Origin of the sequence: Streptomyces kurssanovii (assembly GCF_040677245.1) — a bacterium.
GTDB lineage: Bacteria > Actinomycetota > Actinomycetes > Streptomycetales > Streptomycetaceae > Streptomyces > Streptomyces kurssanovii.
On sequence record NZ_JBFAQK010000099.1, the window covers coordinates 1 to 11135 of the forward strand.

9 protein-coding genes are annotated in these 11135 nt (G+C 71.4%); 5 read left to right on the plus strand and 4 right to left on the minus strand.

The window, feature by feature from the left end:
* Positions 1–309: 309 nt before the first annotated feature.
* Positions 310–1410 carry a citrate synthase 2 gene (locus AB0K36_RS33880; protein WP_364601534.1) on the minus strand — a complete coding sequence of 367 codons (1101 nt, stop codon included), beginning with the start codon at positions 1408–1410 and terminating at the stop codon, positions 310–312.
* A gap of 302 nt (positions 1411–1712) precedes the next feature.
* On the opposite strand from AB0K36_RS33880, the gene pdxH reads away from it, so the two are divergent.
* On the plus strand, positions 1713–2447 hold the full coding sequence (gene pdxH, locus AB0K36_RS33885; RefSeq protein ID WP_435877993.1) for a pyridoxamine 5'-phosphate oxidase: 735 nt from the start codon (positions 1713–1715) through the stop codon (positions 2445–2447).
* A 255-nt stretch (positions 2448–2702) separates the two neighbouring features.
* On the opposite strand, the gene iscB is transcribed toward pdxH, so the two are convergent.
* Entirely contained in the window at positions 2703–4049 is a 1347-nt protein-coding gene (iscB, locus tag AB0K36_RS33890; protein WP_364601536.1) for an RNA-guided endonuclease IscB, read from the minus strand.
* Positions 4050–4764: 715 nt separating this feature from the next.
* Here iscB and AB0K36_RS33895 point away from each other — a divergent pair.
* Positions 4765–6183, plus strand: coding sequence for a PAS domain-containing protein (locus AB0K36_RS33895; RefSeq protein WP_364601538.1), 1419 nt, complete (start codon positions 4765–4767; stop codon positions 6181–6183).
* Positions 6184–6215: 32 nt separating this feature from the next.
* Here AB0K36_RS33895 and AB0K36_RS33900 read toward each other — a convergent pair whose 3' ends face one another.
* A complete protein-coding gene (locus AB0K36_RS33900; protein ID WP_364601540.1) occupies positions 6216–6971 on the minus strand; it encodes an SIS domain-containing protein in 756 nt (251 codons plus the stop codon).
* Positions 6972–7159: 188 nt separating this feature from the next.
* On the opposite strand from AB0K36_RS33900, the gene AB0K36_RS33905 reads away from it, so the two are divergent.
* From AB0K36_RS33905 to AB0K36_RS33915, 3 genes are all read left to right on the plus strand, one after another.
* Complete coding sequence (locus tag AB0K36_RS33905) at positions 7160–7852, plus strand: iron-dependent transcriptional repressor DtxR (protein ID WP_159690750.1); 693 nt, start codon at positions 7160–7162, stop codon at positions 7850–7852.
* A gap of 651 nt (positions 7853–8503) precedes the next feature.
* The gene (locus AB0K36_RS33910; RefSeq protein WP_364601548.1) at positions 8504–9367 is read left to right on the plus strand and encodes an alpha/beta fold hydrolase; all 864 of its coding nucleotides are present in this window, start codon (positions 8504–8506) and stop codon (positions 9365–9367) included.
* Positions 9364–10134: a hypothetical protein gene (locus tag AB0K36_RS33915; RefSeq protein ID WP_364601542.1), complete on the plus strand. Its 771-nt coding sequence runs from the start codon at positions 9364–9366 to the stop codon at positions 10132–10134. The genes AB0K36_RS33910 and AB0K36_RS33915 overlap by 4 nt, the downstream gene beginning before the upstream one ends.
* Here AB0K36_RS33915 and AB0K36_RS33920 read toward each other — a convergent pair.
* Positions 10127–10969 carry a hypothetical protein gene (locus tag AB0K36_RS33920; protein WP_364601544.1) on the minus strand — a complete coding sequence of 281 codons (843 nt, stop codon included), beginning with the start codon at positions 10967–10969 and terminating at the stop codon, positions 10127–10129. The genes AB0K36_RS33915 and AB0K36_RS33920 overlap by 8 nt on opposite strands.
* Between the last annotated feature and the right edge of the window lie 166 nt (positions 10970–11135).

An 11135-nucleotide genomic window follows, 5' to 3' on the forward strand; every position in this document is an offset into this window, starting at 1 on the left:
TCGGCAGGTCGGCGAAGGTCTTCGCCTTGGTGATGTCCTCGGACCAGCCCGGGAGCATCTCGTACACCGGCTTCGCGTGGTGGAAGTCGGTCTGGGCCCGGCGGCCTGTGTCCGGTCGAGGGACCTGGCGTCGGCCGAGGGACCTGCGCCCGGCCGAGCCGCCCGCCGCAGGCGGAGCGGCCTGCGGTCGGGCCCGGCGGGCAGCGGCCGGCGTGTCTGCCGGAGACCCCTGGGCCGTCAGGCGGCGCGCCCGGCACGGGGCGGCTGAAGGCCGGCCGCGCGGCGGCCGCCCGGCCGGGTCGTTCGCCGTCAGCCGGCGATGTCCTCGTAGCCCGAGATCTCACGCGGGCTGCGGGCAGCCGGGCCCACATAGCGTGCCGAGGGGCGCACCAGCCGGCCCGTGCGCTTCTGCTCGAGGATGTGCGCAGACCAGCCGGCCGTACGGGCACACGTGAACATCGACGTGAACATGTGCGCCGGAACCTCCGCGAAGTCCAGCATGATCGCGGCCCAGAACTCGACGTTGGTCGCCAGCACCCGGTCCGGGCGGCGGTTGTGCAACTCCTCCAGCGCCGCCTTCTCCAGCGCCTCCGCCACCTCGAAGCGCGGCGCGGCCAGCTCCTTCGCCGTACGGCGCAGCACGCGGGCCCGCGGGTCCTCCGCGCGGTAGACGCGGTGCCCGAAGCCCATCAGCCGCTCGCCCTTGTCCAGGGCACGCTTCACGTACGCCGTCGCGTCACCGGTCCGCTCGATCTCCTCGATCATGCCGAGGACCCGGGACGGCGCGCCGCCGTGCAGCGGACCCGACATCGCGCCCACCGCGCCGGACAGCGCCGCCGCGACGTCCGCGCCGGTGGACGCGATGACACGGGCCGTGAACGTCGAGGCGTTCATGCCGTGCTCCGCGGCCGACGTCCAGTACGCGTCGACGGCCTTGACGTGCCGCGGGTCGGGCTCGCCGCGCCAGCGGATCATGAACCGCTCGACGACGGACTCGGCCTTGTCGATCTCGCTCTGCGGAACCATCGGCAGACCCTGGCCACGGGCACTCTGTGCCACGTACGAGAGCGCCATCACGGCCGCCCGCGCCAGGTCGTCACGTGCCTGCGCCTCATCGATGTCGAGCAGCGGTTTGAGACCCCACACAGGCGCGAGCATCGCCAGTGCCGACTGCACGTCGACCCGGATGTCGCCGGAGTGCACCGGGATCGGAAACGGTTCCGCGGGCGGCAGGCCCGGGTTGAACGCGCCGTCGACGAGCAGGCCCCACACGTTCCCGAAGGACACGTGCCCGACCAGTTCCTCGATGTCGACGCCCCGGTAGCGGAGCGAGCCGCCCTCCTTGTCCGGTTCGGCGATCTCCGTCTCGAACGCGACGACTCCCTCGAGTCCAGGTACGAAGTCGGACATCAGGCGGCTCCTCAAGACGTGTGCGACAAGACGTGTGCGACAAAGGCGGGTGCGGCATACGGCTGCCGACGGGCAGGTCGGTCACTCCGGTGATGCCCCGTGCGGCCGGTGGTCACCCAACCGCCGGGGAGGCAGGCACGATATCCCCTGGTGTATGGAGGCCACAGTGGCCGGACCCAAGATTTTGGCGGGTCCGGCCGATGCGGGGAAGCGTGACATCCGGCACACTGCCCCATTTCGCCCGAGGAGGATTGACGGCACTCCGTGCCGGGCAAACTCGGTCCCTACGGCAGGATGGCGTCGTGACCGACCACGCCGCCGCTCCCGAACCCCGCCCCTCGGACGTGACCGTCGCGGGCCTGCCCGTACCCCACCCGGCAGAGACGGAACTCGTCGTCCCGGACCCCGCCGTCATGCGCGAGCAGTACCGCTCGACACCGCTCGACGAGGGCACACTGGCCGCCGGGCCCATGGAACAGTTCGCGCAGTGGTTCGCCGAAGCCGCCGCGGCCGCCCTGCTGGAGCCCAACGCGATGATCGTCTCGACGGCGACCCCCGACGGCCGGCCCTCCTCGCGCACGGTGCTGCTGAAGCAGTACGACGCCCGCGGCTTCGTCTTCTTCACCAATTACGACTCGCGGAAGGGGCGCGAGATCGACGCCAACCCGCACGTCTCGCTGCTCTTCCCCTGGCATCCGCTCGAGCGCCAGATCATCGTCACCGGCCGGGCGGCCCGCATCGGCCGCGACGAGACCGCCACCTACTTCCGCACCCGCCCGCACGGCTCCCAGCTCGGCGCCTTGGCGAGCGACCAGTCCCGGGTGATCTCCTCACGCGAGGAACTGCTGCGCCGGTACGAGGAGCTGTCCGCCCGCTACCCCGAGGGCACCCAGGTCCCCGCGCCGGCCCACTGGGGCGGCATCCGGGTCGTGCCCGACGCGGTGGAGTTCTGGCAGGGCCACGAGAACCGCCTCCACGACCGGCTGCGGTACGTCCGCACGGACGGCGGCTGGACGATCGAACGGCTCGCCCCCTGAACGGTCCGTCGGCCCTGGGAACGCAGACGACCCGTGGGCCTTTGGTCCCTCCGTCCGGACGGAGGGAGCCGGCCGGACTTACCGGCGGCCCACGGGTCGGGTGACTGCTTGGGTTTCGGCAGACGACTGCCGAGGTGCACAGAGTGCGACGGCAGGCGTCAGCCCGCAGCCACCTCGCTTGTCCGGTAAGAAATCACTTCCGGATCACCTCCTTTCTGAGCGTGCCCACACCTTAAGAAGCGTCGGCGGCCGGGATCAACCCATTTTTCGGAACTCCTGTCGGAGGCTGTACGCACAGCCGTCCGCCCTCTGGAGAAGTCGCAGGTGCCTGTACGAGACGTTGAAGCGCCCCTGTGGGGTCGTGAGGCTGTGGTGGCCCGTGGATCGGGTGGCGAGCCGCCCGGACCATGTGCCTTTCCAGCGGCCTGCAGGGACGGTTGCGCGAACGAAATCGCCGGTGACGAATCCGTAGTGCTTCTTGCGGCGAGGACGCCTGAGGCGGGGAAACCCGAACCTGTCCGGCGTCGTGCGTGCGTACGCGCCTCTTCCTGTCGCTTTGATGACGAGGATCTGCTCGCACACCCGGACGATCCCGGCGCCGTTCTCGGGGTCCATCGTCCCGACGGAGAGAGCGTCGAGCGTATGGGACTTGTTCAGCCCCATGGCCTCGCGATTCCACTTCGTTCGGGCCCCGGTCCACGTGCGCACCGGTGGTCCGAGAAGCCCGAGCGCGTCGAGCAACCGTCCACGGGTCGCGTTCATCGCGGCCGCATCGTGCAGCGGCATCCTGACGTCGCGCAAGATCGCTTTCAGGCGCCCCGGAGAACCGGCAAGGAATTCCTCCACGGGGGAGGCCCCCTTGGCCTGGTTGCAGGGGACGCAGGCGAGCGTCAGGTTCGAAAGCCGGCTGGAACCGCCGCGGCGTCGGGAACGAATGTGCTCGACGTTCAGCGGTACGTCCGACGCCCCGCAATAAGCGCAAGATCGTTTCCACTTGGCCAGCAGATACTCACGGATCTCGGTTCCGGCGAGCGTGCCCTTGCGGTACTCGACCGGGCTGAGGCTTCTGCCTTCACTCATGGCGTGCGTGTCGAATGCCGCGTGCTCCATATGGATCTCGGTCACAGGAGCCAGCCGGCACAGGCTGTCCGCCACGGACGCGACAGAGTCGACCCTGTGGCGGAGCGACGGGGCCAGCCAACCCTTCGGACGGGCACGGTTCCGGTACCGCGGAGCTCGGTAGCGGCAGTTCGCTGAACGGCGCCTGCGGCGGTAGCCCGCACGTTGGGCCATGGCCTTACGGATCTGCTCTCCTCTGTGCAGGAGCTCGATGGAGACGAGGCCGCGCCGTACCGTCACTGTGCCGCCGTCATGGGCGTTCTCGGTCTTTGTGTCGGTGACGGCGATACCGGTGCCTTTGGACCCGGGATCGATACGCAGCTGGACGCCGCTGACGTCCGACCGGCTACGGGCGCGATCTTTGAGCCGGATGGTGAACGGCGCAAGACGCACGACGACGGCCCGGGATCTCCTCAGCAGCTCGCGTGCCCGGGCGGGGTGGCAGGGCATGAGCGGGACTCCGTCCCGAGCGAGGACGAACACCCGTCCGGAACCGGCACCGCCGCTGTACCCCTTGCCTCTGATCGGAGCGTCACCGCTCCTGGTCTCTGCCTGCTCGGCGTGTCGCCCCCGGTGCCCGGTGCTGCCGTCGGGGGTCTCCCCTCGCCCATGTCTCCTGCCGGTGTCCCGACGCGCGACGGGACGTCCGTGAGCCGTTTCGTCCCTGCTCCCAGGGGTGTCTGCTCCCACGGATTCCAGTGCAGGCTGCTGAGGAAGCACAGCCTGGTGGGTCTGCTCACCTACAGAAGACGTAGTCATCAGGTGCACCGTCCTTGATCTGGCGATCACGATGACTGGGGCTGGTCACTCGGAAGACACACCGGCGCAGCGCCGGTGTGTGCTGGGAGCGAGTGACCTCACGAGTCCGAAATCACTTCGAACCTAGCCCGGGGGCATCAGACAGAGCGCTGGGACGGAGCCTTCGTCGCACAAACGTGGGGCATACGAACAGTTGCGGCCTCCGCGGTCCGGAATCGATGGTAGGGACCGCGAAGGCGGCGTGGTCTGCCGGCAGCGCCCACAGTGGTGCTGTGACGGGCAGCTTCCGCCGCTGGGCGAGCGCGCATACCCACATGCGGCCCGGGCCCGACCCGGACGCAATGATTTCCGGGAACCGTATGTGTTGTGCGTCACGTTGAAGTTGAATGGTCGTGACGGGCATCAGCGCACGTGGACACGTCCTGCAGGGGGTCCCGGGATGAGTGCTTCCAGGAGTGAGATCACCGACGCGCCCGGTGTCGGCGGGCGCGAGCCGGGGCCGCCGGGGGCGGATCTGCTCGCCGCGCTGCTCGACGGCATGGACGCCGCGCTCTGTGCCTTCGACGCCGCCGGGGTCGTGACGCACTGGAACCGTGAGGCGGAGCGGATACTCGGCTGGTCGGCGCGGGAGGCCGTCGGGCGGCGGGGCTTCGCCGGGTGGGCCGTGCGCAGCGCGGACGCGGCCGAGGTGCAGGGGAGGCTGATGGCCGCGATGGACGCGCCGGGCCGGCAGGTGCACGAGTTCGCGTTGCTGCGGAAGGACGGCGGGCGGGTGCTCGTACGGACCCAGTCCGCGCGGGTGCTGGGCGCGGACGGCGAGCCGGCCGGGGTGTACTGCGCCTTCAGCGAGGTGCACACCCAGATCGACCTGGAGCGGTCCATCGCGCTGAGCGAGGCGCTCTTCGACGAGGCGTCGTGGGGTGTCGTGCTGGTCGACGTGGATCTGCGGCCCGCCGTCGTCAACGGCGAGGCGGCCCGTGCGCTCGGGGCGGGGCGTACGTCCGCGCTGGGGCGGCCGCTCGGCGAGCTGCTGGAGCAGGGCGTGGAGGAGCTGGAGGGCGCGCTGCACCATGTGCTGGCGGAGGGTGCGCCGCGGGGTCTGGCGGACCTGTGGGTGGCCGTCGCGTCGACCGACGGGCGGGAGCAACGGCGCTGCTGGCGCAGCGGGTTCGTACGGCTGGCCTCCCCGCTGGCGGAGGAGCCGGTTCCGCTCGGGGTGGGGTGGCTGTTCCACGACGTGACGGACGCCAAGCTGGCGGAGCAGGAGGCGAACCGGCTGCGGTTCAGGTCGAGTCAGCTGCACCGGGCGGGGCGTGCGGCCTCCGAATGCGAGGACCCGCTGGAGGCGGCGACCGCGTATCTCGACTTCGCGCTGGCGGGCTTCGCCGACCACGCCCTGCTCGACGTGGTCGAGGGCGGCAAGGAGAGCGGCGGCGCGGGCGGCGGCGGTACCGAGGGCGGCGGCGGGGAGCGGTTGGTGCGGGCCGTCGCGTCACCGGCCGGCGCGCCCGGCCCCGCCGCGGGAGTGGCGGGCGGCGGGCTTCCGGTGCGGTACGCGCCCGGGCACCCGGCGCTCCAGGCCGTGGAGCGGCTCGGCTCGGTCCGGGCGAGCGCCGGCGCGGAGGGGACGCCCGAGGAGTGGGCGGAGCGCCGGCAGTGGCCCAAGGACGCGGCGCACGCCTTGTGCACGGTGCTGCGCAGCCGCGGCCGGACGGTCGGCGTGCTGACCTTCCTGCGTGGCGCGGCCCGTCCGGCGTTCGAGCGCCCGGACGCCGTGTACGCGGAGAGCGTCGCGGTGCTCACCGCCTCGGCACTGGACCTGGCGCAGTCGACGTCGACGGGCGACCGAGGCCGGTGAGCCGGCGGCCCCCGGCCAGGGCTCCGGCGGGCTCAGTGCCGGAAGAAGATGCGGTCCCGGTACTCGGCCATCACGCGGCCGTTCCACTCGTGCCCGCCGTCGACGTTGCCCGAGCGCAGCAGCGGCGGCTCGATGCCCCGGTCGGCGAGCTGCTCCGCCGCGGCGGCCATCGTCGCCTGCATCAGCGCGCTGGTCACGACGGTCGAGGCGGGGGCGAACGGTGCCTCGATGCTCTCGTGGGTCAGCTCCGCGTCGCCGACGGCGATGTGGGAGTCGAGCACGATGTCGCAGTGGTCCTTGAGGAACGTGCCGGACGAGTGGCGGGACTTCGTCTCCGTGGCGTAGGCGACGGAGGTCACACCGATGACCGTGAGGCCGAGGGCGCGGGCGTTCATGGCCATCTCGACGGGCAGCGCGTTGCGTCCCGAGAGGGAGATGATCACGAGCAGGTCGCCGGCCCGTGCGGGGCTGGAGTCGAGCACCGCGCCCGCGAGCCCGTCGACGCGCTCGAGCGCGGAGCCGAGGGTGGCCGGCATGACGTCGACGCCGACGACGCCGGGTACGGCGAGCAGGTTCATCACGGCGAGACCGCCGGCCCGGTAGACGACGTCCTGCGCGGCGAGCGAGGAGTGGCCGGCGCCGAACGCGAAGAGCCGGCCGCCCGCTTGCACGGTGTCGGCGACGGCGGAGCCGGCGGCCGCGATGTTGCGGGACTCCTCGTCCCGCACGTGCTGCAGCAGACCGATCGCGGCGTCGAAGAACTGACCGGCCAGCTTGCTCTCGCTCATCGCCGAGCCCTTTCCGCAGGGGTGGGGGAATACCTGGGGTACCCGTGTCGCGGATCACGTTGCGGTCTGGACCATTGCCCTGTCAATACGGCCCTGGCACAGCGCGGCACGGTTGTCGGCGCGATGCGCAAGAATTGACCTGGGGCCAGCGAACGACTGATTTCAAGTCACAGCATCGAGGGGCACGTATGTCCGGACTGATCGACACGACGGAGATGTATCTCCGCACCATCCTCGAGCTCGAGGAGGAAGGTGTGGTGCCCATGCGGGCCCGAATCGCGGAACGGCTCGACCAGAGCGGTCCGACGGTCAGCCAGACCGTGGCGCGCATGGAGCGCGACGGTCTGGTGACGGTGGCCGGGGACCGGCATCTGGAACTGACCGGCGAAGGCCGGCAGCTGGCCACACGCGTGATGCGCAAGCACCGGCTCGCCGAGTGTCTGCTCGTCGACGTGATCGGGCTGGAGTGGGAGCAGGTCCACGCGGAGGCCTGCCGCTGGGAGCACGTGATGAGCGAGGCGGTGGAGCGGCGGGTGCTGGAGCTGCTGCGTCACCCGACGGAGTCGCCGTACGGGAATCCGATCCCGGGCCTCGAGGAGCTGGGGGAGAAGGCCGAGGCCGACCCGTTCCTGGACGACAGCATGGTCTCCCTGGCCGAGCTGGACCCGGGTCCGGACGGCAAGACGGTCGTCGTGCGACGGATCGGTGAGCCGATCCAGACCGACGCCCAGCTGATGTACACGCTGCGGCGTGCGGGCGTGCAGCCCGGTTCCGTGGTGAGCGTGACGGAGTCGGCGGGCGGTGTGCTCGTGGGCAGCAGCGGTGAGGCGGCGGAGCTGGAGGCGGAGGTCGCCTCGCACGTGTTCGTCGCGAAGCGCTGAGGCGCTGAGGCGCGACGTCTGCACGCAGCGCGGGCGTCCTGAAGCGCTGCTTTGTGTCCGGACCGGCCCCGTCCCCTCTCCGGAGGGGGCGGGGCCGGTCCGTCATTTCACATGGATGAAACCGTTTTCCGTCCGGAATGGCAGCGGCCGCGGCAATCGCGTGCCACTCTGAGGCTGAGGCATATGGCCACGGCCGGGGGGTGGGGACCCCCACCGAGGGCAGGGGAGGAATCCGGTGATGCGCCCGTCGTACGCCCCGCGCGGGAACCGGCGCGGACGCCCGCGTGGACTTCCGGGCGCCTCCTTGTGCTGCCGCTTCCGCGGGAACCAGCTGACAGGAAGGAGTCCCGGCGCCCGAGGGCGCCGGGACCTGTCCTCCCCTGTGCTGACCCGGAGCCCCGAGCTCCCAGGGTCAATCCCCACGGACCGTTTTTCCCCGAGCGGCCCGCCTCCCGCAGAAGATCTCCCCTCGACAGCGCGAGTCAATCCCGGCAGGTGGTCACTCGAACGAGCGGTGTTGCGTGGCAGAACCGCGTTTTCGAATAAAGGTTCGATAGTCTGACGGAGTTCGACCGGGGTTCGCACGAGCCCCGACACGAGGCTCATGACGAGCCAGTCCTACTCGGGGGAGAGAAGGGGGTGCCAGGGCCGATGGTGCGGCGCATCGACGTGACCGGAGCAGGTGGCGTACGCCTGGCTGCCTGGGAGTTCGCGGACCCGCCGAAGGGCCGCGCGGAAGGGGACCACGCCCCGGGGGTCTTATTGCTCCACGGCCTGATGGGCCGGGCATCGCACTGGGCCTCCACGGCCCGGTGGCTCACCGAGCGGCACCGCGCGGTCGCACTCGACCAGCGCGGCCACGGCCGCAGTGACAAACCCGCGGAAGGGCCGTACACCCGCGACGCGTACGTGGCGGACGCCGAGGCCGCGATCGAACAGCTCGGCCTCGCGCCCGTGACCCTGATCGGTCACGCGATGGGCGCCCTCACCGCCTGGCAGCTCGCGGCCAAGCGCCCCGACCTGGTCCAGGCCCTGATCATCTGCGACATGCGGGCCTCCGCGCTCGGCGCCGCGTCGCAGCGCGAGTGGGAGGAGTGGTTCCGCTCCTGGCCCGTCCCGTTCGCGACCCTGGCGGACGTCCGCAAGTGGTTCGGCGAGGACGATCCCCGGGTCGAGCGGCCGAACACGGCCCGCGGCGAGTTCTTCGCCGAGGTCATGGCGGAGCGGGCCGACGGCTGGCGCCCGGTGTTCTCCCGCCGGCAGATGCTCACGTCGCGGGAGACGTGGGTCCACGACGCCCACTGGGAGGAGCTGGCCCAGGTCCGCTGCCCCACGCTGGTGGTCCGCGGCCTCGACGGCGAACTCGGCCGCGCGGAGGCCCAGGAGATGGTCCGCGTACTGCCCCGCGGGCAGTACGGCGAGGTGTCCGACGCGGGACACCTGGTCCACTACGACTGCCCGTCCGGCTGGCGGACGGCGATCGAGCCGTTCCTGGACGGGGTCCTGACGCCGTGATTCCGGTGACTCGGGGCGAGTTGCACATCATCGGCGTCGAATCGGCGGACACCCGGGTGGCCGTGTGCGTCGTCCGGTGCGTGGGCGGCGTCGCGCGGACGGGACAGGCGTACGAGGCCGGGAGCCTCGTGCTCGACCGGATCGAGAAGTTCGGATACGGCCTGGATGCCGTCGACCCTCCCCACAGCGCCAAGGTGCGTCTCGTGGGGGAGGGCGTGGCACGGATCCTGGCCAGGACCGTCATATCGACCGACGGGCCCCGCCGCTCCACGTATGGCGGCCCGCCCGAGCCGTGGCGGGCCGCGGAGGACGCGCCGGGGGGCCGGATCGTGCGCGGCAGGGACGACTTCGAGGCATGGGCGGCCGAGCAGGACCCTGGCGACTTCGCGGAGCCGTTCACGTATGTCGTCGACGGTGACGGGTTCCTGCGGCTCGCCCCCCGGCGCAGCGAGCATGTGGCCTGTGCCGGGCGGGCCAGTGTCCGTGCGGCCGGGGAGGTCGCCTTCGGGCGGGCCGGCGGCCGCCTGGAAGTGGTCGAGGTCAGTAACCAGTCCACCGGCTACTGCCCCGACCCCGACTGCTGGCCGTCCGTCGCCGCCGCCCTCGACGGGGCCGGGATCCCGCGACCCGCGCGGTTCACGCACGAGTTCCTCTTCCGCCACTGCACGGGCTGCACGGCGCTCAACGTCGTACGGGAGGAACACTTCGTGTGCGTCTTCTGCGGCGAGGACCTGCCGGGGGCGGCGCGGCCGCCTGGACTCAGCTGAGCGGCTTGCGGATCTCCTCGCGGACCTTCGCCGTGGCCTCGGCCGCCGCGTCGAGGTCGATGTCCTGCGGGGACTTCGTCGACGTGGCGGCCGTGACCACGGTCACCGACGCGTTCGTGTTGTCGTCGGCCCAGGCGCAGATGGGCAACGAGCTGGTGCCGCCGCCGTCCTGAGTCATCGTCACGACCTGGCAGGTGATGGTGACCTCCGAGCCGGCCGGGGTGACGTCCTTCGCCGGCACGGCGAGGGTGGCGCCGTCCGCCGTCGCCGCGCCGTCGAGCATCTTCCCGCGGGCCGTGTCGGGGTTCTTGATGCGGCCGTGCATTCCGGACAGCACCAGGACCCCGCCCTCAGACGTGGACGTGTACTGGGCCACCGTGGCCTGCGGGTCACGGATGTCGGTCTCGTCGACCGGTGACGACTCGAGCTCCTTCTGCCGCTGGGCGGACTGGTCGTCGGCGAGCTCGTACTTCCCGTCGAGCAGCGTCCGGGGTGCGGTCAGCCGGTACTCCGCGGCCGGGTACGACGTGCCGCCGCCCCCGGCCGGGCGGATGACATCGGTCGCGACCCAGCCGAAGGCGATGAGCCCGACGATCGACGCCATCACGATGACCACGTTCCTGGCGGTGTGGTCCTTCTTCGGCGGCTGGACCGGCGGAGCGTACGGGTAGGGCGAGGGAGCTCCCCAGCCGCCCGCGGGCGGGTACGGCTGCCCGCCGTACCCGGGCTGCTGGGGTACGGGCGGGGCTGCCTGCCCCGGATAAGGCGGCTGCGGCTGCGGCGGCCCGCCGTAGGGATTCGGCTGCTGCCCGTACGGGTTGTGCGGCGTGGTCATGACCATGACGCTACGCCATGACCGTCCGACCGTTTCCCGGCACCGGTCCACCTCATGCCTTGCTCAATGTCCTGGTCGGAGACGCGTGAGCCCCGTACGGTCACTCCGGCCGAGCGCGTCGCTGGTGAAGGCGGCGGCCGCCGTCCGTCCCCGGCCGGGGACGGAC

Excerpts from the sequence above, each read along its gene's own strand:
- AB0K36_RS33880 (WP_364601534.1), bottom strand. The coding sequence starts at position 1,410 with ATGTCCGACTTCGTACCTGGACTCGAGGGAGTCGTCGCGTTCGAGACG.
- AB0K36_RS33895 (WP_364601538.1), top strand. The coding sequence starts at position 4,765 with ATGAGTGCTTCCAGGAGTGAGATCACCGACGCGCCCGGTGTCGGCGGG.
- AB0K36_RS33900 (WP_364601540.1), bottom strand. The coding sequence starts at position 6,971 with ATGAGCGAGAGCAAGCTGGCCGGTCAGTTCTTCGACGCCGCGATCGGT.
- AB0K36_RS33905 (WP_159690750.1), top strand. The coding sequence starts at position 7,160 with ATGTCCGGACTGATCGACACGACGGAGATGTATCTCCGCACCATCCTC.
- AB0K36_RS33910 (WP_364601548.1), top strand. The coding sequence starts at position 8,504 with ATGGTGCGGCGCATCGACGTGACCGGAGCAGGTGGCGTACGCCTGGCT.
- AB0K36_RS33920 (WP_364601544.1), bottom strand. The coding sequence starts at position 10,969 with ATGACCACGCCGCACAACCCGTACGGGCAGCAGCCGAATCCCTACGGC.